The organism is Enterobacter sp. WP_7_1 (assembly GCF_003688535.1).
GTDB lineage: Bacteria > Pseudomonadota > Gammaproteobacteria > Enterobacterales > Enterobacteriaceae > Enterobacter > Enterobacter asburiae.
The window spans coordinates 405,823-431,464 of sequence record NZ_REFK01000002.1; the positions used below are offsets into that span (position 1 = coordinate 405,823).

The 25,642-nt window shown below is 56.4% G+C and carries 22 protein-coding genes; 13 read left to right on the forward strand and 9 right to left on the reverse strand.

Annotation, left to right across the window (positions count from 1 at the left end; translation table 11 throughout):
• Positions 1-13 precede the first annotated feature (13 nt).
• On the reverse strand, positions 14-1,762 hold the full coding sequence (gene dld, locus BJ885_RS11250; protein ID WP_121931946.1) for a D-lactate dehydrogenase: 1,749 nt from the start codon (positions 1,760-1,762) through the stop codon (positions 14-16).
• Between the two features lie 189 nt (positions 1,763-1,951).
• On the opposite strand from dld, the gene bglX reads away from it, so the two are divergent.
• The 5 genes from bglX to BJ885_RS11275 all read left to right on the forward strand — a co-directional run bounded on the left by bglX (position 1,952) and on the right by BJ885_RS11275 (position 8,146).
• Complete coding sequence (gene bglX, locus BJ885_RS11255) at positions 1,952-4,249, forward strand: beta-glucosidase BglX (protein WP_121931947.1); 2,298 nt, start codon at positions 1,952-1,954, stop codon at positions 4,247-4,249.
• A gap of 145 nt (positions 4,250-4,394) precedes the next feature.
• Complete coding sequence (locus BJ885_RS11260) at positions 4,395-5,312, forward strand: ABC transporter substrate-binding protein (protein ID WP_121931948.1); 918 nt, start codon at positions 4,395-4,397, stop codon at positions 5,310-5,312.
• A gap of 12 nt (positions 5,313-5,324) precedes the next feature.
• On the forward strand, positions 5,325-6,482 hold the full coding sequence (locus BJ885_RS11265) for an ABC transporter permease (RefSeq protein WP_121931949.1): 1,158 nt from the start codon (positions 5,325-5,327) through the stop codon (positions 6,480-6,482).
• Positions 6,475-7,425 (forward strand): ABC transporter ATP-binding protein, encoded by a 951-nt coding sequence (locus BJ885_RS11270; RefSeq protein WP_121931950.1) that lies wholly within the window; start codon positions 6,475-6,477, stop codon positions 7,423-7,425. The genes BJ885_RS11265 and BJ885_RS11270 overlap by 8 nt, the downstream gene beginning before the upstream one ends.
• Positions 7,409-8,146, forward strand: coding sequence for an ABC transporter permease (locus BJ885_RS11275; protein WP_064672827.1), 738 nt, complete (start codon positions 7,409-7,411; stop codon positions 8,144-8,146). Before BJ885_RS11270 ends, BJ885_RS11275 begins: the two co-directional genes overlap by 17 nt.
• Here BJ885_RS11275 and BJ885_RS11280 read toward each other — a convergent pair.
• Together BJ885_RS11280 and mlrA are read right to left on the reverse strand one after the other, a co-directional pair.
• Positions 8,121-8,234, reverse strand: coding sequence for a protein YohO (locus BJ885_RS11280; protein ID WP_008500895.1), 114 nt, complete (start codon positions 8,232-8,234; stop codon positions 8,121-8,123). The two genes, BJ885_RS11275 and BJ885_RS11280, sit on opposite strands and share 26 nt — an antisense overlap.
• A gap of 69 nt (positions 8,235-8,303) precedes the next feature.
• On the reverse strand, positions 8,304-9,044 hold the full coding sequence (mlrA, locus tag BJ885_RS11285; RefSeq protein WP_029740179.1) for an HTH-type transcriptional regulator MlrA: 741 nt from the start codon (positions 9,042-9,044) through the stop codon (positions 8,304-8,306).
• A 217-nt stretch (positions 9,045-9,261) separates the two neighbouring features.
• On the opposite strand from mlrA, the gene BJ885_RS11290 reads away from it, so the two are divergent.
• Genes BJ885_RS11290 through BJ885_RS11300 form a run of 3 tightly spaced genes read left to right on the forward strand, consistent with a single transcriptional unit; the run spans position 9,262 to position 12,177 of the window.
• Entirely contained in the window at positions 9,262-10,947 is a 1,686-nt protein-coding gene (locus BJ885_RS11290; protein ID WP_063143803.1) for a sensor histidine kinase, read from the forward strand.
• On the forward strand, positions 10,941-11,660 hold the full coding sequence (gene btsR, locus BJ885_RS11295; RefSeq protein WP_121931951.1) for a two-component system response regulator BtsR: 720 nt from the start codon (positions 10,941-10,943) through the stop codon (positions 11,658-11,660). The genes BJ885_RS11290 and btsR overlap by 7 nt, the downstream gene beginning before the upstream one ends.
• Positions 11,661-11,706: 46 nt before the next feature.
• Positions 11,707-12,177, forward strand: a complete 471-nt coding sequence (locus tag BJ885_RS11300; protein WP_023312442.1) for a DUF1456 family protein — start codon at positions 11,707-11,709, stop codon at positions 12,175-12,177.
• A gap of 105 nt (positions 12,178-12,282) precedes the next feature.
• Here the strand turns inward: BJ885_RS11300 and metG are convergent, their stop codons facing one another.
• Entirely contained in the window at positions 12,283-14,316 is a 2,034-nt protein-coding gene (metG, locus tag BJ885_RS11305) for a methionine--tRNA ligase (protein ID WP_029740177.1), read from the reverse strand.
• Between the two features lie 137 nt (positions 14,317-14,453).
• On the opposite strand from metG, the gene apbC reads away from it, so the two are divergent.
• Complete coding sequence (gene apbC, locus BJ885_RS11310; protein WP_029740176.1) at positions 14,454-15,563, forward strand: iron-sulfur cluster carrier protein ApbC; 1,110 nt, start codon at positions 14,454-14,456, stop codon at positions 15,561-15,563.
• A 94-nt stretch (positions 15,564-15,657) separates the two neighbouring features.
• Here the strand turns inward: apbC and BJ885_RS11315 are convergent, their stop codons facing one another.
• Complete coding sequence (locus BJ885_RS11315; protein WP_259467216.1) at positions 15,658-16,113, reverse strand: GNAT family N-acetyltransferase; 456 nt, start codon at positions 16,111-16,113, stop codon at positions 15,658-15,660.
• Positions 16,088-16,420: an RcnB family protein gene (locus BJ885_RS11320; RefSeq protein WP_121931953.1), complete on the reverse strand. Its 333-nt coding sequence runs from the start codon at positions 16,418-16,420 to the stop codon at positions 16,088-16,090. Before BJ885_RS11320 ends, BJ885_RS11315 begins: the two co-directional genes overlap by 26 nt.
• Positions 16,421-16,907: 487 nt before the next feature.
• On the opposite strand from BJ885_RS11320, the gene BJ885_RS11325 reads away from it, so the two are divergent.
• The 4 genes from BJ885_RS11325 to BJ885_RS11340 all read left to right on the forward strand — a co-directional run bounded on the left by BJ885_RS11325 (position 16,908) and on the right by BJ885_RS11340 (position 21,268).
• Positions 16,908-18,047, forward strand: a complete 1,140-nt coding sequence (locus tag BJ885_RS11325) for a polysaccharide export protein (RefSeq protein ID WP_121931954.1) — start codon at positions 16,908-16,910, stop codon at positions 18,045-18,047.
• Complete coding sequence (locus BJ885_RS11330) at positions 18,047-18,496, forward strand: protein-tyrosine-phosphatase (protein ID WP_029740172.1); 450 nt, start codon at positions 18,047-18,049, stop codon at positions 18,494-18,496. Before BJ885_RS11325 ends, BJ885_RS11330 begins: the two co-directional genes overlap by 1 nt.
• On the forward strand, positions 18,496-20,676 hold the full coding sequence (locus tag BJ885_RS11335) for a polysaccharide biosynthesis tyrosine autokinase (RefSeq protein WP_121931955.1): 2,181 nt from the start codon (positions 18,496-18,498) through the stop codon (positions 20,674-20,676). The genes BJ885_RS11330 and BJ885_RS11335 overlap by 1 nt, the downstream gene beginning before the upstream one ends.
• 76 nt (positions 20,677-20,752) lie before the next feature.
• Entirely contained in the window at positions 20,753-21,268 is a 516-nt protein-coding gene (locus BJ885_RS11340; RefSeq protein WP_121931956.1) for a protein disulfide oxidoreductase, read from the forward strand.
• 35 nt (positions 21,269-21,303) lie between these two features.
• Here the strand turns inward: BJ885_RS11340 and BJ885_RS11345 are convergent, their stop codons facing one another.
• The 3 genes from BJ885_RS11345 to BJ885_RS11355 form a co-directional block, all read right to left on the reverse strand.
• Positions 21,304-22,770, reverse strand: coding sequence for an aspartate aminotransferase family protein (locus BJ885_RS11345; protein WP_121931957.1), 1,467 nt, complete (start codon positions 22,768-22,770; stop codon positions 21,304-21,306).
• A gap of 18 nt (positions 22,771-22,788) precedes the next feature.
• Complete coding sequence (locus tag BJ885_RS11350; protein ID WP_014884533.1) at positions 22,789-24,165, reverse strand: diaminobutyrate--2-oxoglutarate transaminase; 1,377 nt, start codon at positions 24,163-24,165, stop codon at positions 22,789-22,791.
• A 333-nt stretch (positions 24,166-24,498) separates the two neighbouring features.
• Positions 24,499-25,506: a LacI family DNA-binding transcriptional regulator gene (locus tag BJ885_RS11355; RefSeq protein ID WP_121931958.1), complete on the reverse strand. Its 1,008-nt coding sequence runs from the start codon at positions 25,504-25,506 to the stop codon at positions 24,499-24,501.
• Positions 25,507-25,642 lie beyond the last annotated feature (136 nt).

Consider the following 25,642-nt stretch of genomic DNA (forward strand, 5'->3'; position numbering starts at 1 on the left):
TTGGCTGTAGGAATTAATCAGACGCTTGCGTTACGCGCTGCACCGCATCTGCCTCTTCTTTCCAGTATTTCTTCCGCGTTGTTTTACCAATGCCGGGATTCATGCTGTTTGTAGGGTCATTCTCGCGATAAAACTGCTTAAGTGCGTCAGGGGCTTTATAAAGATGCCCGACGTTATGTTCCGCAGGATATTGTGCGCCGCGTTCGCGCAGCAGGGCGAGCATCTGCTCCTTCAGTTCGTGCGCATCGACCCCTTTTTTGAGGATGTAATCCTGGTGGAAGACGTAACACATAAAGTGGCCGTAATAGAGCTTATGCACCAGCTTGCTGTCGATTTCCGGCGGGAGGTGCTCAAACCACTCGGTATCGTTACGGCGCAGGGCGATATCCAGCGCCAGAATATCTTCCACCTCTTCGGAATGCACCGCCTGATAGCGGATGGCGGCTCCCGCTGCGGCGAAACGGTGCAGGAAGGCTTTGCTGCCTTCTTCCGGCGTACAGGCAAAGAAATCCCCTTCGGCGGTTTTGAAGAATTCGGTCAGCCAGGACTGCGCTTCGGCAATTCCGTCTCCGGCCATTTTCAGCAGCAGGTGGTGCTCGTACCTATCGCGCCAGGTTTTCATTCGCTCCGGCAGATGCGCCGGGAAAACGTTGCCCAGCTTCTGCATAAAGCGGTCGGTGAAGTGGGGTTTGAACAGCGACACTTTCTCCAGCATCGCGTCGGTGCGTCCCTTCATGGTGAAGAAGAACGGCATTTTGTCGGTGCCGAGCTTGTCGATCATCAGGAACGTATCTTTGCCGTAACGCTCGGCGATGTCGTAAATGTCCCGGTGCATGTACTCGCCCGCCACCGGCAGATGGCTGAATTCGCCCAGAATATGACGGCGGATCTCCGTCAGAACCTCAGGCTGATTGGTACCGATGTAAAACACCTGCTGCTTTTTCTCTGCCGGGAAGGTATCCAGACGCACGGCAAAAACGGCAAGCTTCCCGGCGCAGCCGGAGGATTCAAACAGGCGGTCCGGGTCGGCGTTGTAGCGCGCTGGCGTATCGGCGTCGATATCCCGCACGCGGGTCACGTAGTCGTGATCGTGCGCGTGGCGGCCATCGTGCTGCACGTCTTCGTCCTTCACGCGATCGTCGTCAAGCTTGCTGAGGATCTGTTCTGGCGTCACGCCGAGATCGATGCCCAGGTGGTTCACCAGCGTCAGCTTGCCGTTTTCGTCAATACGGGCAAACAGCGACATCTCGGTGTAGGCCGGGCCGCGCTGCACCAGCGAGCCGCCGGAGTTGTTGCAGATCCCACCGACCACCGAGGCGCCAATACAGGAGGAGCCAATCACCGAGTGCGGCTCGCGGCCCAGCGGCTTAAGCGCTTTTTCCAGGGAGTAAAGCGTCGTTCCGGGGAACGCGAGCACCTGCTCGCCTTTATCCAGCAGGTGCAGCTTGTCGAGGCGCAGGGTGCTGATAATCACGATGTCGCGATCGTAATCGTTGCCGTTCGGCGTGGAGCCTTCGGTCAGGCCGGTATTGGCGGCCTGCATTAAAATAATCTTGTCGGCGGCGACGCAGGCGCTCAGGACGCGCCACAGCTCCAGCAGCGTGCCGGGGAAGACCACCGCCAGCGCCTCGCCCTGACCGGAGCGGAAGCCTTTACGGTAGCGGGCGGTTTTGGCCGGGTCGGTAAGCAGGTGAGAGGAGCCAACCAGGCGCGACAGTTCGTTAATAAAAGCCGTGTTATCGTTTGTTCGAACAGAAGACATCTTCCACTCCTTGTGGTGGGGCAAATTTCTCGCTGTAAAGCATAGCGCGATTAACTGTTAAGCGGTCGAGTATTCACGAGAAAAATCAGAGAATAACCCTGCAACGTTTCGAGGGTTTGTGGCACACTGCGCTTTTCGCACGGTATGGCCGAGATCGTCCGGCGGTTATTGATGAGAGAGTAAAACGACATGAAATGGCTATGTTCTGTAGGTGTCGCCGTCAGCCTGGCGCTGCAACCTGCGCTGGCAGAGGATTTGTTTGGTAATCACCCGCTCACGCCTGAAGCACGGGACGCGTTTGTCACTGAACTGCTCAAAAAAATGACGGTCGATGAGAAAATCGGCCAGCTGCGTCTTATCAGCGTCGGCCCGGATAACCCGAAAGAGGCCATCCGCGAGATGATCAAAGACGGGCAGGTAGGGGCTATCTTCAATACCGTCACCCGCCAGGATATCCGCAAGATGCAGGATCAGGTGATGGATCTCAGCCGCCTGAAAATTCCTCTGTTCTTTGCCTATGACGTGGTGCACGGCCAGCGTACCGTTTTCCCGATTAGCCTCGGCTTAGCCTCTTCCTTTAACCTCGATGCGGTGAAAACCGTCGGGCGCGTGTCGGCTTATGAAGCGGCGGACGACGGCCTGAACATGACCTGGGCGCCAATGGTGGACGTCTCGCGCGATCCGCGCTGGGGCCGCGGCTCGGAAGGCTTTGGTGAAGACACCTATTTAACTTCCACGATGGGGAAAACCATGGTGGAAGCGATGCAGGGCAAAAGCCCGGCGGACCGCTACTCGGTGATGACCAGCGTCAAACACTTCGCGGCCTATGGCGCAGTCGAAGGCGGAAAAGAGTACAACACCGTCGACATGAGCCCGCAGCGCCTGTTCAACGACTACATGCCGCCGTACAAGGCAGGGCTGGATGCGGGCAGCGGCGCGGTGATGGTAGCGCTGAACTCGCTGAACGGCACGCCTGCGACGTCCGACTCCTGGCTGCTGAAAGACGTCCTGCGCGACCAGTGGGGCTTTAAGGGCATCACCGTTTCCGACCACGGCGCGATTAAAGAGCTGATTAAACACGGCACGGCGTCCGACCCGGAAGACGCCGTGCGCGTGGCGCTCAAGTCCGGCATCAACATGAGCATGAGCGACGAGTACTACAGCAAATACCTGCCGGGGTTGGTGAAGAGCGGCAAGGTAACGATGGCGGAGCTGGACGATGCCGCGCGCCACGTGCTGAACGTGAAATACGACATGGGGCTGTTTAACGATCCGTACAGCCATCTGGGGCCGAAGGATTCTGACCCGGCAGATACCAACGCCGAAAGCCGCCTGCACCGCAAAGAAGCGCGTGAAGTGGCGCGCGAAAGCCTGGTGCTGCTGAAAAACCGCCTCGACACGCTGCCGCTGAAAAAATCCGGCACCATTGCCGTGGTGGGCCCGCTGGCCGACAGCAAGCGCGACGTGATGGGCAGCTGGTCTGCGGCAGGCGTGGCCGATCAGTCCGTGACCGTGCTGACCGGGATTAAGAGTGCCGTGGGTGATAACGCGAAAGTGGTGTACGCCAAAGGGGCGAACGTCACCAACGACAAAGACATCGTCACCTTCCTCAACCAGTACGAGGAAGCGGTGAAGGTCGATCCGCGCACGCCGAAGGAGATGATCGACGAGGCGGTGAATACCGCGAAGCAGTCTGACGTGGTTGTCGCGGTCGTGGGCGAAGCGCAGGGTATGGCGCACGAGGCCTCCAGCCGTACCGACATCACCATCCCGCAGAGCCAGCGCGATCTGATCGCCGCCCTGAAAGCTACCGGCAAGCCGCTGGTGCTGGTGCTGATGAACGGTCGTCCGCTGGCGCTGGTGAAAGAGGACCAGCAGGCTGACGCCATTCTGGAAACCTGGTTCGCCGGTACCGAAGGCGGTAACGCCATCGCCGACGTGCTGTTTGGTGATTACAACCCGTCGGGCAAGCTGCCGATGTCCTTCCCGCGCTCCGTCGGGCAGATCCCGGTCTACTACAGCCACCTGAACACCGGTCGCCCGTATAACGCCGACAAGCCGAACAAGTACACGTCCCGTTACTTCGACGAAGCTAACGGCCCGCTGTATCCGTTTGGTTACGGCCTGAGCTACACCACCTTCAAGGTTTCTGACGTGAAAATGTCGGCACCGACCCTGAAGCGTGACGGCAAAGTTACCGCCAGCGTTGAGGTGACCAACACCGGCAAGCGCGAAGGGGCAACGGTGATTCAGATGTACGTGCAGGATGTCACCGCCTCGATGAGCCGTCCGGTGAAGCAGCTGCGCGGCTTCGAGAAGGTCAATCTGAAGCCTGGCGAAACCCAAACCATCAGCTTCCCGATTGACGTGGAGGCGCTGAAGTTCTGGAACCAGCAGATGAAATACGATGCGGAGCCAGGCAAGTTTAACGTCTTTATCGGGGTGGATTCCGCCCGCGTGAATAAAGGCGAGTTCGAGCTGCTGTAACCTTCCTTCCTTTGCATCCCCCGACTTCCGGGGGAAGCGTCTTACGTTATGCTAAAAAGGCATTTTGCCGGGTAAATCCGCTGTTTTAAGCTACGCTTTTCTCTCAAGCCTCTGAAAAAGGCGATAAAAAAATGAGGATAGCGGAATGACGATTGCAAAGGGGATGTTGGGATCTGCGGTGCTGCTGGCGGCGCTAAGCCTGCCGTTACAGGCGGCGGAGCCGGTAAAAGTGGGCTCAAAGATCGATACCGAAGGCGCGCTGCTCGGCAATATTATTTTGCAGGTGCTGGAAAGCCACGGCGTGAAAACCGTCAATAAAGTTCAGCTGGGCACCACGCCCGTCGTGCGCGGGGCGATCACCTCCGGCGAGCTGGATATCTATCCGGAATACACCGGCAACGGGGCATTCTTCTTCAAAGATGAAAACGATCCGGCTTGGAAAAACGCCAAAACCGGGTATGAGAAAGTCAAAAAACTCGACGCGGAACAGAACAAGCTGGTCTGGTTGACGCCGGCCCCGGCCAATAACACCTGGACTATCGCCGTACGCAAGGACGTGGCGGAGAAAGGTAAGCTGACGTCTCTGGCGGATCTCAGCCGCTATCTGAAAGAGAAGGGCGACTTTAAGCTGGCAGCGTCCGCGGAGTTTATCGAGCGCCCTGACGCGCTCCCGGCGTTTGAAAAAGCCTACGACTTCAAGCTCGACCAGGCGCAGCTGCTCTCGCTGGCGGGCGGGGATACGGCGGTAACCATTAAAGCGGCGGCGCAGCAAACTTCCGGCGTTAACGCGGCCATGGCCTACGGCACCGACGGCCCGGTGGCGGCGCTCGGCCTGCAAACCCTGACCGATCCTAAAGGCGTACAGCCGATTTACGCCCCGACCCCGGTCGTGCGTGAGGCGGTGCTGAAAGCCTATCCGGAGATTGCCGACTGGCTCAAACCGGTCTTCGAAAAACTGGATGAAAAAACGCTGCAACAGCTGAATGCCAGCATTGCCGTCGAGGGGCTGGATGCCAAAAAAGTGGCCGCCGACTTCCTGAAAAAACAAGGGCTTGTGAAGTAACGGGAAAGGGCTGTGCCAATAAAATGTCATAACCGCGTACTGCTGCTGCTGGCCTGCGTGGCCATCGCGGCGGTCGCGCTGCCGTTTGTGAATGTCGCACCTAACCGCCTGATGTCAGGGGAAGGGCGCTATCTCTGGGAAGTGTGGGCGTTCACGCCGTGGTGGCTGGTGGCGGCGCTGGGCGCGTGGGTTGCGCTATCGCTCTGGCAAGGCCGCACGGCGCAGTGGCTGACGCTGCTCCTCGCTGAAGGGCTGTTTATCATCCTGTTCTGGGGGGCCGGGCAGGCGGCGACGCATATGGCGTCAGCGGAAAGTCCGCTGGCGAGAACCTCGGTGGGCAGCGGCCTCTGGCTGTGGCTGGCGCTGTGTCTGCTGGCCAGCAGCGATGCCATTCGTCGACTCATCTCCAGCGCCGTCTGGCGCTGGGTGCTCAACGCGCAGATATGGTGCATTCCCTTGTTCCTGCTGTTCAGCGGTGAGCTGAACAATCTCTCGCTGCTGAAAGAGTATGCCAACCGTCAGGAGGTGTTTGATGACGCCCTGGCGCAACACCTGACGATCCTTTTTGGCACGCTGATCCCGGCTCTGCTGATCGGGATACCGCTCGGCATGTGGTGCTATCGTCATCCTTCACGCCAGGGCGGGATCTTTGCCGTACTCAACGTGATCCAGACCATACCCTCCGTCGCGCTGTTTGGCCTGCTGATTGCCCCGCTGGCCGGGCTGGTGAAGTCATTTCCGATGCTGGGAACGCTCGGCATAGCCGGAACGGGGTTAACGCCCGCGCTCATCGCGCTGGTGCTGTATGCGCTGCTGCCGCTGGTGCGCGGCGTGGTCGCGGGCCTGGGCCAGGTCGCGCCGGATGTGCTGGAAAGCGCCCATGCGATGGGGATGAGCGCGCGGCAGTGTTTCTGGAAAATTCAGCTCCCGCTGGCGCTGCCCCTGCTGCTGCGCAGCCTGCGGGTGGTGGCGGTACAAACCGTCGGCATGGCGGTTATTGCGGCGCTGATTGGTGCGGGCGGCTTTGGCGCGCTGGTGTTCCAGGGGCTGCTGAGCAGTGCTCTCGATCTGGTGTTATTGGGCGTGGTGCCCACGATTGCGCTGGCGGTTGTCGTCGACGCGCTGTTTGCCTTATGGCTCGCGCTGCTCAGGAGAAGAGCCAATGATTGAATTTCATGATGTCAGTAAAACCTTTGCCGGTCGCCCGGCGGCGAGCCACCTGAACCTGAACTTTGCCGAGGGGGCGTTTTCCGTGCTGATTGGCACCTCCGGGTCGGGAAAATCCACCACCCTGAAGATGATTAACCGGCTGGTGGAGCATGACAGCGGGCTGATCCGCTTTGCCGGAGAAGAGATCCGCAGCCTGCCGGTGCTGGAGCTGCGCCGTCGGATGGGCTATGCCATTCAGTCTATCGGCCTGTTTCCGCACTGGACGGTGGCGCAGAACATCGCCACCGTGCTGCAGCTGGAGAAATGGTTGCGGGCGAAAATCGCTGACCGGGTGGATGAACTCATGTCGCTCCTGGGCCTGGAACCCGCGCTGCGCGACCGCTATCCGCACCAGCTTTCCGGAGGCCAGCAGCAGCGCGTGGGCGTGGCGCGCGCGCTGGCGGCTAACCCGCAGGTGCTGCTGATGGATGAGCCCTTCGGCGCGCTGGATCCGGTCACGCGCGGGGCGCTGCAGGCAGAGATGACCCGCATTCACCGCATTCTCGGACGCACGATCGTTCTCGTGACGCACGATATTGATGAAGCCCTGCGCCTGGCAGACCATCTGGTGCTGATGGATCATGGTGAAGTGGTGCAGCAGGGCTCGCCGCTTGAGCTATTAACATGGCCGAAGAACGACTTTGTGCGCGAGTTTTTCGGTCGCAGCGAGCTGGGCGTGAGGCTGCTTTCCCTGCGGACGGTCAGCGACTATATGCGTCGGGAGGAGGTACCGGTGAGCGGCGAACCGCTGCAGGCGCAGATGAGCCTGCGGGATGCCCTCTCGGCGTTTGTCGCGCGCCAGTGCGAGGTATTGCCCGTCTCGGACTCGCGCGGTACGCCGTGCGGAACCTTACATTTTCGCGATCTGCTGGCCGGGGAGGTGACGCGTGAAGGCTCTGCGTGATCCGCTCCTCTGGCTGGTAGCGCTCTTTGTCGCCTTACTGTTTTTGATGCCCCACAGCGCGGCGCTGTTTAACGCCCTTTTTCCCGGGCTGCCGCGGCCGGTTTATCAGCAGGAGAGCTTTATTAATCTCGCTCTGGCGCATCTCTGGCTGGTGGCGCTCTCAAGCGTCATCGCGGTTGTGTTGGGGGTAGGGGCAGGCATCGCGGTCACGCGGCCCGCGGGCAAGGAGTTTCGTCCGCTGGTAGAGACAATAGCGGCGATTGGTCAGACGTTTCCCCCGGTGGCGGTGCTGGCGATAGCGGTTCCGGTGATGGGCTTTGGCCAGCAGCCCGCCATTATTGCGCTGATTTTATACGGCGTATTGCCGGTGCTGCAGGGCACGCTGGCGGGCCTCGCGGCGGTACCGGCGTCGGTGCTAAGCGTGGCTGAAGGGATGGGTATGAGTCGCGGCCAGCGGCTGCGCAAGGTTGAACTGCCGCTTGCGGCACCGGTGATTATTGCCGGGATCCGCACGTCGGTGATTATTAACATCGGGACGGCAACCATTGCGTCTACGGTCGGTGCCAATACGCTGGGAACGCCGATTATAATCGGCCTGAGCGGGTTTAATACGGCTTACATTGTGCAGGGGGCTGTGCTGGTCGCGCTGGCGGCAATCGTCGTCGATCGCCTTTTTGAGCGGCTGGCGCTGTACCTCAGCCGACACCGCCGCGAACAATAAACGAGTATCCTGCCAGCATCACGCCGCCGATACCGCTCACGGCCATCAGGACAAAAAGGGTAATAATGGCCAGTTTGGTTGCCTTCATCATGTGCTCCTGTTGTTAACGGAACAATTATACGGTGAAGCGCAGCTGTTAATGAACCATTAAATGCCGTTATGGCTCATCCGGGCCAAGGGAATAAACCGGGTAACCATTCTCTCGCCATTCCGTCAGCAGCTGCTGCTGCGTGGCGGATGGCACTTCGCCACACCAGACCAGCAGGGTCTGACCGTCGAAAAACTCGGGCTTAAGCTGCGCCAGCGAGTGCGCCAGGACATCCACGCGCCAGCCCTTCTGGGTCGCAATCCACGCTTCCAGCCACAGGCGGGTGGTATCGTGCACGTTCCAGCCGACCACCAGCGCATCTTTTCCGGCTTTGTTCTTCGCTGAGGCAAGGCAGACGGCAATATAGTTGATCAGCACCCCGTCGAGTATGCTGAGCAGCGCCTGCAGGGTGGACTGCTGGCACTGAAGGCGTCGACGGAGCGGAATGAAAAGATGGCTGATCAGCGTCTGTGCCGGATAGTCGCGGCCCTGCTCTTTTATCCATGCGCGCAGACGCTGAAGATTGCCCGCCTGCAGGAGTCGCAGCAGGGTTTCCTGTTGTTCGCGCCAGAGGTGTTGTGTGTCCGGATCGTCATGGCTCAGCAGGGACTTCACCTTGCCGACCTGCACTCCGTTGTCGATCCAGCTTTTAATTTCGCGGATGCGGTCGATATCAGCCTCATTGAAAAGGCGATGCCCACCGTCGGTCCTCTGCGGTTTAAGCAATCCATACCGTCGCTGCCACGCCCGTAGGGTAACGGGATTGATATCACAAAGGAGTGCCACTTCACCTATTGTGTAAAGCGCCATATTCGCCCCCTGGCTTACGCGTTCCCAGCTTAACTGTAGACCCACTTTGGCGAACCAGGAAGGATTGATTGATTTTTGAACAAACAATGCGAAGCATGCGCGATATTCAGAAAAAGGTGTGATAACGGACACGATTTTGCGCTTTTTTGGGATGCTTCAAAGAAAGTAAACCCGCATCAGTGTATGTTACGCGTTTTTAGCGTGTGCGGTTTTGAGTATGTACGAGTTTAATCTGGTGCTGCTGTTGCTTCAGCAGATGTGCGTGTTTCTTGTCATTGCCTGGCTGATGAGCAAAACGCGCCTGTTTATCCCGCTGATGCAGGTCACCGTACGTCTGCCGCATAAGCTGCTCTGCTACGTCACCTTCTCTATTTTCTGCATCATGGGGACCTATTTTGGTCTCCATATCGAAGACTCTATTGCCAATACGCGCGCGATCGGCGCGGTGATGGGCGGGCTGCTGGGCGGTCCCGTCGTCGGTGGCCTTGTCGGTTTAACCGGAGGGCTGCATCGCTATTCCATGGGCGGGATGACGGCGCTCAGCTGTATGATCTCCACGATCGTGGAAGGGCTGCTCGGCGGGCTGGTGCACAGCTACATGATCAAACGCGGCCGCCCGGATAAAGTCTTTAGCCCGCTCACCGCCGGTGCCATTACCTTTGTGGCCGAAATGGCGCAGATGGCGATCATTCTGCTCATTGCCCGTCCGTTTGAAGATGCGCTGCACCTGGTCAGCAGTATTGCCGCCCCGATGATGGTAACCAACACCGTGGGCGCGGCGCTGTTTATGCGTATTCTGCTCGACAAGCGCGCCATGTTTGAGAAGTACACCTCGGCGTTTTCCGCCACGGCGCTGAAGGTCGCCGCCTCAACCGAAGGGATCCTGCGTCAGGGGTTTAACGAAGAGAACAGCATGAAGGTCGCGCAGGTGCTCTACAAGGAGCTGGATATCGGCGCGGTGGCCATAACCGACCGCGAGCGGCTGCTGGCCTTTACCGGCACCGGGGACGATCACCATCTGCCGGGTAAACCGATCTCCTCAGCCTACACGCTGCGCGCCATTGAAACCGGTGAGGTGGTGTATGCCGACGGTAACGAAGTGCCTTACCGCTGTTCGCTGCATCCGCAGTGCAAGCTCGGCTCCACGCTGGTGATTCCGCTACGCGGGGAAAACCAGCGGGTGATGGGGACTATCAAGCTGTATGAGGCCAAAAACCGTCTGTTCAGCTCCATCAACCGCACCCTGGGAGAGGGGATAGCCCAGCTGCTGTCCGCGCAAATTCTGGCCGGGCAGTATGAACGGCAGAAAGCGCTGCTGACGCAGTCTGAAATTAAGCTGCTGCATGCCCAGGTCAACCCGCATTTCCTGTTTAATGCCCTCAACACGCTCAAAGCGGTGATCCGCCGCGACAGCGATCAGGCCGCGCAGCTGGTGCAGTTCCTGTCGACCTTTTTCCGCAAGAACCTGAAGCGGCCGTCCGAGATCGTGACCCTCGCCGATGAGATTGAGCACGTGAATGCCTATCTGCAGATTGAACAGGCGCGTTTCCAGTCGCGCCTGCAGGTGACGCTCTCCGTTCCGGACGAGCTGGCGTATCAGCATCTCCCGGCCTTTACCCTACAGCCTATTGTCGAAAACGCCATCAAACACGGCACGTCACAGCTTCTGGGGACAGGCGAGATAACCATTGCCGCCAGCCGTTTTAACCACCATCTGGTGCTGGATATTGAAGATAATGCCGGGCTTTACCAGCCTTCCGCCTCCGGCGGTTTAGGAATGAGCCTGGTGGATAAACGCCTGCGCGCGCATTTTGGCGATGACTGTGGCATTACCGTCGCCTGTGAGCCAGACCGATTTACCCGTATTACCGTACGATTGCCACTGGAGGAAAACGCATGTTAAGAGTGCTGATTGTGGATGACGAGCCGCTGGCACGGGAAAACCTGCGCGTTCTGCTGCAGGAGCAGCCTGATATAGAGATTGTGGGGGAGTGCGCGAACGCGATTGAGGCCATCGGAGCGGTGCACAAGCTACGCCCGGACGTGCTGTTCCTGGATATTCAGATGCCCCGCATCAGCGGGCTGGAGATGGTCGGCATGCTCGACCCGGCGCATCGCCCCTACATCGTGTTCCTGACGGCGTTCGACGAATATGCCGTTAAGGCCTTTGAGGAGCACGCGTTTGACTATTTACTCAAGCCGATTGAAGAGAAGCGTCTGGAAAAAACGCTCAGCCGTTTACGCCAGGAGCGAACCGTACAGGACGTCACGCTGCTGCCGGAAAACCAGCAGCCGCTGAAGTTTATCCCCTGCACCGGGCACAGCCGAATCTATCTTCTGCAGATGGATGATGTGGCGTTTGTTAGCAGCCGCCTGAGCGGGGTGTTTGTCACCAGCGCGGAAGGGAACGAAGGGTTCACCGAGCTGACCCTGCGGACGCTGGAGAGCCGCACGCCGCTGATCCGCTGCCACCGCCAGTATCTGGTGAACATGGCGCACCTGAAGGAGATCCGCCTGGAAGATAACGGCCAGGCCGAGCTGGTGCTGCGTGCCGGGCAAACGGTACCCGTCAGCCGTCGCTATCTGAAGAGTTTGAAAGAGGCGATTGGCCTTTAAAACTGGTACACTGCGCGCCATTGCATCATCGACATTCGAAGGCTCTATGCTAAGTAACGATATTCTTCGTAGCCTGCGCTACACTCTGAAAGCAAACAATAACGACATGGTGCGCATTCTTGCGCTGTCGGACATGGAATCCACGTCTGCAGGTTTCGATACCTGGATGACCAAAGAAGACGAAGAGGGCTTCGTTCGCTGCCCGGACATTATTTTGTCGGGTTTCCTGAATGGCCTGATTTACGATAAGCGTGGCAAAGATCCGGCTGCGCCAGAGCTGGCGCTGGAGCGTCGCGTGAACAACAACACGGTATTGAAAAAGCTGCGCATCGCGTTCTCGCTGAAAACGGACGATATCGTGGCGATCATGACGGAACAAAAATACCGTGTATCCGTGCCGGAAGTGACCGCCATGATGCGCGCGCCGGATCATAAAAACTACCGCGAGTGCGGCGATCAGTTTCTGCGTAACTTCCTGCGCGGGCTGACCCACCGGGTGCATCACCCGAAGGCGTAAAGTCGGTAGGGTGCGGCCTGATGCCCTCACCCGACCCTCTCCCTCGGGGAGAGGGAGAAAACAAAACGCCATAAAAAAAGCCGGAGATTATCTCCGGCTTTTTTGTTATTTCACCTGCTGGCCAGGCTTCGCGCCTTCGTCAGGGCTTAACAGGAAAATATCTTTCCCGCCAGGGCCTGCGGCCATCACCATCCCTTCAGAGATGCCGAAGCGCATTTTGCGTGGCGCCAGGTTCGCCACCATCACGGTTTGACGACCGATCAGCACCTGCGGGTCCGGGTACGCAGAACGGATGCCGGAGAAGACGTTACGCTTCTCGCCGCCCAGATCCAGCGTCAGGCGCAGCAGCTTGTCAGAACCTTCCACGAACTCCGCGTTTTCGATCAGCGCCACGCGCAGGTCGACTTTGGCGAAATCGTCAAAGGTAATGGTCTCCTGAATCGGATCGTCTGCCAGCGGGCCGGTCACCGGTGCCGCAGCCGCCTTCACCTCTTCTTTAGACGCTTCCACCAGGGCTTCAACCTGCTTCATCTCGATGCGGTTGTACAGCGCTTTAAAGGTGTTCACCTTGTGGCCGAGCAGCGGCTGCGCCATGGCATCCCAGGTCAGTTCGGTGTTCAGGAACGCTTCAGCACGGGCAGCCAGCTGCGGCAGAACCGGCTTCAGGTAGGTCATCAGCACGCGGAACAGGTTGATGCCCATGGAGCAGATGGCCTGGAGGTCAGCATCGCGGCCTTCCTGTTTCGCCACCACCCACGGCGCCTGCTCGTCGACATAGCGGTTCGCCAGGTCAGCCAGGGCCATGATTTCACGTACCGCTTTGCCGAACTCGCGCGCTTCCCAGGCTTCGCCAATGGTTGTCGCCGCGTCGGTAAAGGTTTTGTACAGGGCAGGATCGGCCAGTTCAGCCGCCATCACGCCATCAAAGCGTTTGGCAATAAAGCCCGCGTTACGGGACGCCAGGTTCACCACCTTGTTGACGATGTCCGCATTCACGCGCTGCACGAAATCTTCCAGGTTCAGGTCGATGTCGTCAATGCGGGAAGAGAGCTTCGCGGTGTAGTAGTAGCGCAGGCTGTCCGCGTCGAAGTGGTTCAGCCAGGTGCTGGCTTTGATGAACGTCCCACGGGACTTGGACATCTTGGCGCCGTTCACCGTCACGTAGCCGTGTACGAACAGGTTGGTTGGCTTGCGGAAGTTGCTGCCTTCCAGCATCGCCGGCCAGAACAGGCTGTGGAAGTAAACGATGTCTTTACCGATGAAGTGATACAGCTCGGCAGTGGAATCTTTCTTCCAGTATTCGTCGAAGCTGACGGTGTCGCCACGCTTGTCGCACAGGTTCTTGAAGGAGCCCATGTAGCCGATTGGCGCGTCCAGCCAGACGTAGAAGTATTTGCCCGGCGCGTTCGGGATTTCAAAGCCGAAGTACGGCGCATCGCGGGAGATATCCCACTGCTGCAGGCCGGATTCGAACCACTCCTGCATTTTGTTCGCCACCTGCTCCTGCAGCGCGCCGCTGCGGGTCCACGCCTGCAGCATTTCGCTGAAGGACGGCAGGTCGAAGAAGAAGTGCTCGGAGTCACGCATCACAGGCGTGGCGCCGGAAACCACGGATTTCGGCTCGATAAGCTCGGTCGGGCTGTAGGTCGCGCCGCACACTTCGCAGTTATCGCCGTACTGGTCCGGGGATTTACATTTCGGACAGGTGCCTTTGACGAAACGGTCCGGCAGGAACATGCCTTTTTCAGGATCGTACAGCTGAGAGATGGTGCGGTTTTTGATAAAACCGTTCTCTTTCAGACGGGTGTAGATCAGCTCCGACAGCTCGCGGTTTTCGTCGCTGTGCGTGGAGTGATAGTTGTCATAGCTGATGTCAAAGCCAGCAAAATCGGTCTGATGCTCCTGACTCATTTCGGCAATCATCTGCTCCGGGGAGATACCCAGCTGCTGCGCTTTCAGCATGATCGGCGTGCCGTGAGCATCGTCCGCACAGATGAAGTTAACCTCGTGGCCGCGCATTCGCTGGTAACGGACCCAGACATCAGCCTGGATATGCTCCAGCATGTGGCCGAGGTGGATTGAGCCGTTGGCGTACGGCAGGGCGCACGTTACCAGAATTTTTTTCGCGACTTGAGTCATAGTAGGCATTACTTCTTTTAACTGTGAAAAGGGTTTTTGATATTACCAAAAGGGGCATTATTAAGTAAGCACAAACCACGGGCTTTCAGGTAAACTTGTTCATCTAAGGTCTTATTCACAAGAACAAAGGAGTCGGGATGAGTTCTCAATCCCAGGCCAAATCACCGGAAGCCTTACGAGCAATGGTCGCCGGGACGCTGGCTAACTTTCAGCATCCAACCCTGAAGCACAATCTCACTACGCTGAAAGCGTTACACCACGTTGCCTGGCTCGATGATACGCTGCATATTGAGCTGCAGATGCCGTTCGTCTGGACCAGCGCCTTTGACGCGCTGAAAGAGCAGACCAGCTCTGAGCTGCTGCGCATTACCGGTGCGAAGGCGATCGACTGGAAGTTGAGCCACAGCATCGCCACGCTGAAGCGCGTGAAAAACCAGCCTGGCGTGAACGGCGTGAAAAACATCATCGCCGTCAGTTCGGGCAAGGGCGGGGTGGGGAAATCCTCTACCGCCGTAAACCTGGCGCTCGCGCTGGCAGCGGAAGGGGCAAAGGTCGGTATTCTGGATGCGGATATCTACGGTCCGTCTATTCCGAACATGCTGGGCGCGGAAAACCAGCGCCCAACCTCACCGGATGGGACCCACATGGCGCCAATTATGGCTCACGGTCTGGCGACCAACTCGATCGGTTACCTGGTGACCGACGATAACGCCATGGTCTGGCGCGGCCCGATGGCCAGCAAAGCGCTGCTGCAGATGCTGCAGGAGACAATGTGGCCGGATCTGGATTATCTGGTGCTGGACATGCCGCCGGGCACCGGTGACATTCAGCTGACGCTGGCGCAGAACATTCCGGTCACGGGGGCGGTCGTCGTGACTACGCCGCAGGATATCGCGCTGATCGACGCCAAAAAAGGCATCGTGATGTTCGAGAAAGTGGAAGTGCCGGTGCTCGGTATCGTCGAGAACATGAGCATGCACATCTGCAGCAACTGCGGTCACCACGAACCTATCTTCGGTACGGGTGGCGCAGAAAAACTGGCCGCGAAGTATCATACCCAACTGCTGGGACAGATGCCGCTGCACATTACCCTGCGTGAAGATCTGGACAGCGGAAAGCCGACGGTGGTCAGCCGCCCGGACAGCGAATTCGCGGAAATGTATCGCCAGCTGGCGGGACGTGTTGCGGCGCAGCTCTACTGGCAGGGCGAAATCATCCCAGGCGAAATCGCGTTCCGCGCGGTGTAATTCCTCAGCTCGAATTGCCGGGTGGCGCTTCGCTTACCCGGCCTACAAATTGCACCATCACGTAAGTCGGGTAAGGCGAAGCCGCCACCCGACTTTAACCCAACCGATAGTGCATCAGATAGTACTCTCCGTCCGGAGAATCACCCGTCGCCTCAATGTGCCAGCCGTGCCGCTGGTAAAACGCAATAGCCCGCGTATTCTTCACCAGACACTTAAGCGAACCCGTACTGGTAAACGTTTTCTGTACGTGTTCAAGCAACTCATGCCCGACGCCCATGCTCTGATACTGCGGATCGACAAACAGGTTGTGCAGGAAGTTATCGTTTGTCCAGACGGAGGCAAAACCCAGGCGATGACCGTTCTGAGCAGCAACCCAAATCACTTCGTCACGGGTTGCTGCGTCAAAGTCTTCAAGCTGCCAGTCTGCACTGTCCAGCCATGGCCAGGCTTCTCGCCGGGCGTGGAGGTAGAGCGTGCGCAGGAAAGGGCGGTCACTTTCCTGCCAGGGGCGAATCAGAATTGAGTTAGCGGTGATAGAAAATATCTCCATTGTAGGCTTTGTAGATCTTGCCATCAGTATCGCCGATCAGCACGTAGTTCTCACCCATATAGGTCCAGTGGGTTCCGGCATCCGGAGCCGGCAGGTTACGTAACTGGTACTGTTTGATGGTGTACTCCGGCGTTTGATACTGCGCCGGCGCCGTGTCGCCAATCTTGAATTTCGTAAAGTCAGCGATGAACTCTTGTTCTTCATAGGCCTTGATGCCGGATGGCGCAGCGGCCGTTTGCGGGGCAGCGAATGCGGATCCCGCCAGAGACAGTAATACACCCATAAGCAGCAATTTACGCTTAGCCATTTTTTCTCCAGTGATATCGTTACAGATACTTTTCGTCTGCAGGTCGTGCAAAGCGGAGCAGACAGTCCATTTTAAGTATCAACGCAGGGTATGTTTGAAAAAAAATGTAACAAAAGTGGACGGTTTTGTGTAGTCGAATTGGATGATGTTTATCACTGTGGTGAATATTGTCTGCTCTTTATATTTTTAAAATTTATTATTTCACTAATCAATTGTGAAAATAACTTTCGACGTCAAAATTGGACTGATGTGTGAATGCTTTCCCTCTGAAGACGATTTAATATTACCTTCAGGTGAAGCAGTCTTACTTCCTTTTTTCTTACAGGGTTGAGTATTGCTTTCGTGTTTTAGAGAGCGGGTTGACCACGTTTTACAATGCCAGAATTTCATATTGCATGAAAACAATCAATTAAATTTCATGATGTTAGGTTTCATCTCTTTGCAAGATTGACGATAAGCGCAACGTTAAAAAGAAATATTTATACAAATGAAAAGTACAACTGCATTTTCGCTGTTATTTCTCACCGTTAGTCAGTTAACGGGGTGTGTATTTTCCCCCGGCCAGAACTTAAGTGTGTCCGGCAAAAAAGTCATTGCGGCGGAAGACGTTAATTATAATCTTGATAAGCGCGTGGAAATTTTCCCATTAACGCCAGGATTGATTGAAAAGCTGCGTCCGACCGTATCGAAATCTCAGGCAAATCCTAGTCTGGATGAGCAGATCAAAAACTGGGAATACCGTATTGGCACAGGCGACATCCTGACGGTCACCGTCTGGGATCACCCTGAATTAACGACGCCCGCGGGACAATATCGTAGTGCAAGCGATGCAGGCAACTGGGTCAACGCCGATGGTACGCTCTTTTATCCCTACGTCGGTAAGCTGCAGGTGGCGGGAAAAACGGTTTCACAGGTACGTGAAGAGATTACAGCGCGACTGGATAAAGTCATTGAGAGCCCGCAGGTGGACGTCAGCATTGCCGCCTTCCGTTCCCAAAAAGCCTATGTCACCGGAGAGGTCGAAAAATCGGGCCAACAACCCATAACCAATATTCCGCTGACGGTGATGGATGCGGTTAACGCCGCTGGCGGTCTTTCTGCGGATGCCGACTGGCGTAATGTCGTGCTCACGCATGATGGTAAAGACTCCCGCCTTTCGCTCTATGCGCTGATGCAGCATGGCGATTTGACCCAAAATAAGCTGCTTTATCCGGGCGATATCCTGTTTATTCCCCGGAACGACGCGCTGAAAGTGTTCGTGATGGGCGAGGTGGTCAAGCAGAGTACGCTTAAGATGGATCGTAGCGGCATGACGCTGGCCGAAGCCCTGGGAAATGCCGGTGGACTTAACCAAAATATGGCCGATGCAACCGGCATTTTTGTTATTCGGCAAATATCTAAAAAAGGCGACACGGACAAAATTGCCAATATCTATCAACTGAATGCTGAAGATGCGTCAGCCATGGTGCTGGGTACGGAATTCCAGCTGGAGCCGTATGACATCGTTTACGTTACTACGGCACCGTTATCACGCTGGAATCGCGTGATTACCCAACTGGTGCCTACCATCAGCGGTGTCCATGACCTGACCGAAACCGTTCGTTACATCAGATCGTGGCCGCAGTAATGTTTCAGTCAATTTTAGTGGTCTGCACCGGCAATATTTGCCGTTCACCGATTGGTGAGCGGCTGTTGCGCCAGCAATTACCCGGCAAGCAGGTTACCTCAGCAGGTATTCTGGGACTTGAAGGACGCCCGGCGGATGCGGCTGCGCAGGCTGTCGCCTGGCGTCATGGCGTTTCGCTTGAAGGGCATGTTGCCCGAAAGGTGACGCGCAGCCTGTTGCAACAATCCGATTTGATTCTGGTAATGGAGCCGGAACACCTCCGTTTTATTGCCGCAATGACTCCGGAGAACCGGGGAAAATCGCTGCTCTTTGGTCAATGGCTGGAAACCAGGGACATTCCCGACCCGTATCACAAAAGTCGCGAAGTCTATGAATATGTTTTCGAGCAATTGGGGAAAGCCAGTCAGGAATGGGCTCGTCGTTTGAGTCAACAAGGAATGAAGCCGTAATGTCGTCTTCTAAATCAGACAAATATAGTGCTGCGACACCGCAGAATAATGAAATCGATCTTCTTCAGTTGTTTGCTGAGATGTTTGATAACCGGGTGACGATCGCGTGTGTCACGCTCCTGTTCACGGTATGCGCGGGGATCTACGCGTTCAGCGCCACGCCGGTTTATCAGGCTGATGCCCTGGTGCAGGTAGAAGCGAAGCAGAGTAACTCACTGCTCAAGAACCTGACTCCGTTCGGGTCCGAACTCTCGCCAGATGTCGCGCCGGAACTTTTACTCCTTAAATCACGGATGATTCTGGGAGAGACCGTTGATCAATTAGGGCTGACGTACAACGCCAGGCGACGCGTTTTTCCTGTCATCGGGTCTTTGTGGGAACACGTGCGGGGACGTAAATCCGATGAAATAACGATCGGTGCGCTGACTATTCCCCTTCTGGAAGGTAAGCCACAAACGCTTTTACTCACCGTACAGGAAAAAGGGCGGTATCGTCTTGAGGGAAAAACGCTTCAAGCAGAAGGCACCGTGGGGAAAGCGCTGGTTAAAGACGGAATGTCGCTTCTGGTGACATCCCTCAGCGCGGAACCAGGCACCCAGTTTACCCTCGAAACCGTCACAAGGCTTGACGCAATCAACGCCATTCAGAACAGGTTTACGGTTGTTGAGTCGGCGAAACAGAGCGGTATGATCGCATTAACGTTAATGGGTGAAGACCCCGCCAGAATCGCCACGGTACTTAATACCATTGCTGAAAATTTTCTCAGCCAGAATATTGCGCGCCAGGAAGCGAAAGATTCCCGTAGCCTCACGTTCTTACAGGAGCAATTACCTAAGATCAGCCGGGAGCTGGATGAAGCTGAAGCGCGTCTGAATGCCTACAGAGAGCAACGCGATTCTGTCGACTTATCTCTGGAAGCAAAGTCAGTCCTAGATCAGGTTGTTAACGTGGAAAACCAGCTTAACGAGCTGACGTTCCGCGAAGCAGAGGTTTCACAACTTTTCAAAAAGGACCATCCCACCTACCGTGCCTTGCGGGAGAAAAAACAAACGCTTGAACGCGAGCGTGCGCGCCTGAATAATCGCGTCTCAACCATGCCTTCCACGCAGCAGGAAATCTTACGGCTGAGTCGTGACGTTGAATCCGGGCGTACTATATACCTGCAGTTGCTGACGCGTCAGCAAGAGCTGAGTATTTCGCGTTCCAGCACTATCGGGAACGTGCGGATTATTGACCCGGCCGTGGTGCAGCCAGATCCGATCAAACCGCACAAAGCGCTCATTATCGTACTGGGTATGCTGATGGGGTTGATGCTCTCTGCCGGCATGGTTTTAGTGCGTTCAGCCTTTAAGCGGGGCATTACCTCGTCTGAACAACTGGAAGTGCAGGGGATACCGCTTCTGGCGACGCTTCCGCGCTCGGTATGGCTCTGGAAAAAAACGCACCTGCGCAGGAGAACCTTGTTTGCTTCCCACTGGAAGCACAGGACGTCGAACGTCCCTTTTCTGCCCGTTGACCGCCCGGCAGATATGTTTGTCGAGGCGGTACGCGGGCTTTGCACCAGTCTGCATTTTACCATGATGGATGCCACAAACCGGATTGTCATGGTGTCTGGACCCACGCAGGACTGCGGAAAGACGCTGGTCAGTACTTCACTGGCGTCGATTGCCGCTCAGGCCGGACAGCGAGTGCTGTTTATTGATGCAGATATGCGCAAGGGATATGTCCACAATGTTTTCAAACTGAGCAATCATCGGGGATTATCCTGCGTGCTCGGAGGAGCCGTGCAGTGGCAGGAAGCGGTTCAACGCGTTGAGAAAGGCGGTTTTGATGTATTGACCTGCGGACCCCAACCTTTACATCCCGTTGAGCTGCTCATGAATGAACGCTTCCAGGCCGTGATGTCGCAGATAGACAAACTGTACGACATCGTGATTGTCGATACCCCGCCTGTGCTTGCCGTAACGGATGCCTTGCTGATAGCCCGAGCAGCGGCGACCACGCTGCTGGTCGCCCGCTTTGGTAAAACCAGCGTCAAGGAGATCGAGAACTGCCTGAAGCGTCTGCAGCAAATGGGTGTGCAGGTGAATGGCGCGATCCTCAATGATATCGTGAAATCTGCCGTGCTTTATTACAACTCGGGATATAGCCATTACGACTACGGTTATACCCAGGAGTAAACCTGGCGCGACATTTCTTTACAGCGTGATGGCGTATTGCCCGTTAAGATGACCTTCGTTAAAACATGAGGTCATAATGGATAACCGCAAAATCAGTCGACTGCGCCGCTGGGCGCGGGAAGGGATCATACTCGTTCTGCTGACGCTGGCCGTAGTGTGGGGTGTTGATCAGTATCGAAAACCGATACTCCCCGCCAGTTTTAGTGCAACGCCGATGCAGAGCATCGACGGCAACGTTCACGATATCTCGGCCCTGAGCCAGGAACGGCCGCTGCTGATTTACGTCTGGGCCACCTGGTGCAGCATATGCCGTTACACGACGCCTTCCGTTAATCAGCTGGCAGAAGAGGGCGGGAACGTGGTGAGTATTGCCTTGCGTTCCGGCGATAACGCAAAGCTTGCGCGCTGGGTTGAAAAGAAACAGCTGAAAATGCCGGTGATAAACGATGAAAACGGTGCGTTGTCGCAGCAGTGGCAGGTGAGCGTAACGCCGACGCTGGTGATTGTGTCGAAGGGCAATGTGGTCAGTACCACGACGGGCTGGACGAGTTACTGGGGATTAAAAACCAGGATGTGGTGGGCAGGGCTTTAAAATAACCCCTCTCCCGGCGGAAGAGGGGTGTTGTATTACTTAGCCAGAACTTCCTGCGCGGTGCGCTCAACCAGAGACAGCAGGATTTTAATATCTTCCAGCGTCACGGTTGGGTTCAGCAGCGTCAGCTTCAGGCAGGTGACGCCGTTATGCTCGGTCACACCGACGTTCGCACGGCCGGATTCCAGCAGCGCATCACCAATTTTCTGGTTCAGCAGGGCGATGCCCGCGTCATCCATCTGCACCTGTCCGCGGAAGCGGAACAGAACGCTTGCCAGCTGTGGCTGCATAACCAGTTCCAGAGCAGGCTGCTCTTTCACGTAGGCCGCAACCTGCTGCGCCAGGGTCACGCCGTGATCGATGATCGCCGCGTATTGCTCCTGACCCAGCGCTTCCAGGCTCATCCACAGCTTCAGCGCGTCAAAACGACGGGTGGTCTGCAGAGATTTGGACACCAGGTTAGGCACGCCCGCTTCTTCATCGAACTCAGAGTTCAGATAGGCCGCCTGATAGCGCATCAGCTCATAGTGACGCGCTTCTTTCAGCAGGAACGCGCCGCAGCTGATGGTCTGGAAGAACTGCTTGTGGAAGTCCAGGGTGACGGAGTCCACCAGCTCGATGCCGTCCAGGTAGTGACGATACTGCTCAGACATCAGCAGCGCGCCGCCCCAGGCCGCATCAACGTGTACCCAGATGTTCTGCTTCGCGGCCAGCTCTGCAATTGCACGCAGCGGGTCGATAGCACCGGCATCGGTGGTACCTGCCGTCGCGACGATCGCCAGAATCTGCTCGCCGTTCGCGTTGCACTGTTCAATTTTCGCCGCCAGATCGGTCAGATCCATGCGGGAGAATTCGTCCGTTTTCACCTGCACCACGGACTGGTAGCCCAGACCCATCAGCGCCATGTTTTTCTGCACGGAGAAGTGCGCGTTTTCGGAGCACAGTACGCGAATTTTGCGCAGATCGCCTACCAGACCGTCCTGCTGAACGGAGTGACCCTGACGCGCGAAGAACGCATCGCGAGCCAGCATCAGGCCCATCAGGTTGCTCTGGGTACCGCCGCTGGTGAAGACACCTGCGTCGCCGGCCTGATAACCCACGCGGGTACGCAGCCACTCGATTAGCTTGATCTCGATAATGGTTGCGGACGGGCTTTGATCCCAGGAGTCCATACTCTGGTTAGTGGCGTTGATCAGCACTTCTGCCGCCTGGCTTACCACCAGGCTTGGGCAGTGCAGGTGCGCCACACACTGCGGGTGATGAACGGACAAGCTGTCTTTCAGGAAGAACTCCACGGCGCGTTCAATCGCCGCTTCGTTGCCCAGCCCCTTCGGGTTGAAATCCAGCTTAATACGGTCGCGCAGTTCCGCGACCGTTTTGCCCTGGTACATCTCAGGCTGTTTCAGCCACTGCATCACAGCCTGAGTGCTTTGTTCGATCGCCTGCTGGTAAGCTTCAATGCTCTGCGTAGAGGAGAACAAAATTGGGTTTGAATCAGACATCGTAATCAATAACTCCGGTTACGCCGGGCGAACGCCCGCAGCAAGCAGTGCCTGCTCAAATTTATCCAGGAAGATTTTCAGCTCTTCGTCGCTGATCAGCAGAGACGGCAGCAGACGCAGAACGATACCGTTACGGCCGCCGCGCTCCAGAATCAGACCGGCTTCGAAGCACTTCTTCTGAATCAGTGCAGACAGCTCGCCGTCGCCCGGGAAGCAGCCCATGTGGTCAGCGGCTTCGTGTGGCTTAACGATCTCAATACCGATCATCATGCCCAGACCGCGCACGTGGCCGATCACCGGATAGCGTTTTGCCATCTCTTTCAGCTGGCCTTTCAGCCATTCGCCCTGTGCAGCCACTTTGCCTGCGATGTTCTGGTCTTTCAGGATTTTCAGCGTCGTCAGACCGGTTGCCATCGCCAGCTGGTTGCCGCGGAAGGTACCGGTGTGGTGACCTGGCGCCCATGCGTCGAACTGCTTTTTGATACCGAGCACGGCCAGCGGCAGACCGCCACCTACGGCTTTAGACATCACGATGATGTCTGGCTCAATGCCAGCGTGTTCGAAGGCGAAGAATTTACCGGTACGGGCAAAGCCAGCCTGAACTTCGTCGAGGATCAGCAGAATGCCGTGTTCCTGAGTCACTTTACGGATGCGCTGCAGCCACTCAGCCGGAGCCGGGTTCACGCCGCCTTCGCCCTGAACGGCTTCCAGAATCACCGCTGCAGGTTTACGCACGCCGCTTTCAACGTCGTTGATCAGGTTATCGAAGTAGTAAGTCAGCGCTTTCACGCCCGCTTCACCACCGATACCCAGCGGACAACGGTACTCGTGCGGGTAAGGCATGAACTGTACTTCTGGCATCATACCGTCAACCGCTTCTTTCGGAGACAGGTTGCCGGTCACGGAAAGCGCACCGTGGGTCATACCGTGGTAACCACCAGAGAAGCTGATGATACCGCTACGACCGGTCACTTTTTTCGCCAGCTTCAGCGCCGCTTCAACGGCGTCAGCACCGGATGGACCGGTGAACTGCAGGCAGTACTCTTTGCCCTGACCAGGCAGCAGAGAGAGCAGGTATTCAGAAAACGCGTCTTTCAGAGGCGTAGTCAGATCCAGGGTATGTAACGGCAAGCCGCTGGTAATGACATTTTGGATGCTTTTCAGCACATCAGGATGGTTATGGCCAAGCGCAAGGGTCCCCGCGCCTGCTAAACAGTCAAGGTATTCTTTATTGTCTGCATCGGTGATCCACACGCCTTCTGCTTTAGTAATTGCTAAAGGCAGTTTGCGCGGATAACTCCTGACGTTAGATTCAAACTCGGCCTGACGGGCCAGATAGGTTTCGTTGCTTTTGTGGGCATCTACGGTGTCAATACGGACTTTATCCGTCATCATATCACTCCTACAACCGCCGCTTCGTTATGAGCCACGATTGAATAAAAAGTTAAAAAACAGATGGGGGCCTGAAAAAAACGCCGCCAATATAGAGCCTTTTGCCACGGGGCTCAATGGTTAATTTGTTTACTGTTTTGTGACACGGGGTTGTGGGGAGAAAATATCCCCTTTTTTAAAATGAAAATTGCATTTTATGCTAAATAAAAACAGCCTGTTACAGGCTGTTTGTCCGGCGCGTAAAGTTGCAGAAAAGAGTGTGACAAAACGTGCCATCGAAAGGTAAAAAAGGAGGCTGGCTGTCTCTATTCCTTCGTCATGCGCAAAAAGCGGTGCTTATGATGAATGCACAACGGAATCACGCATTAAAAAAGGACTTTCAACGCGCGTGGTGTTCTGATGCTCTTCGCCGTTAATAATATGCAAGGCGCTCAGGCGGCCAATTTCATAGTGCGGCAGTTGAACCGTAGTGAGAGGAGGCAGAAACAATTCCCCGATCCCCACCATATTGTCATAGCCGATAACCGCGACGTCTTCCGGTATGCGAAGCCCTTGCGCCAGCAGCGTCTGGTATACCATAAACGCGATACGGTCGTTGCCGCAGATAACGGAGTCGAACCCGGGAATGCCATTCTGCATGTGCGCCAGCAGCACTGACGGGATATCACGATAGTGCTCATCCCCTAACGCCATATAGCTGTGCGCCAGGCTGTGCGGGTCGAGGTCCGCTTCACGGCATGCGCGTTCAAGCCCCTGACGGCGTCGGGTTGTGGCCAGGAGTCCCGCAGGTAAATGCAGGCAGAGAGGTCGTCGATACCCCTCCGCGAGTAACGCCCGCACGGCGGTATACTGCCCCTGTTCATCATCAGGAATATAGCTGGCGACCTTTTCACCGTCACTTTCGCAATTGGCCAGCACGCAGGGAAGGGTGAGGAGTTTGGCCGGGAGAGGAACCTGACGTAACCCCATGGTGGTGTAGATAATCCCGTCAGGGCGATGAGCGAGGAGAAGGTCGACAATAGCGTCCGGGTTGTCATCGGTAAACATATTCATCACGAAGCTGTTCCAGCCGTGCATTCTGGCCGTTTCTTCAATAGATAGCGTGATGTCCACCGAGAAAGGCGTCGTTACCGTATCGAGCGCAAGTACGCCTATGGTTTTCGGCGAGGCGTGAGCGCCACGTATTTTCTTGGCGGACAGGTCAGGAACGTAGCTGGTCTGCTCGATAGCCAACTGAACGCGCGCCAGCGTCTCCGGTTTAAGACGCTCCGGGCTGTTAAGCGCGCGGGAAACTGTCATCAGCGATACGTTAGCCAGCTTTGCGACGTCCTTCAGGGAAGCCATTTTGTTACTCCGTTAGTGCTCTGTGTGAGAGGGTATACAACTAAGTCGCTGATGTAAAAGGAAGGCTGATGCCCTGATTAGGTCAAGCTGAGCTCCGTGATGAATATTTGATCGCGATCTCATTCTCTCAATGTTA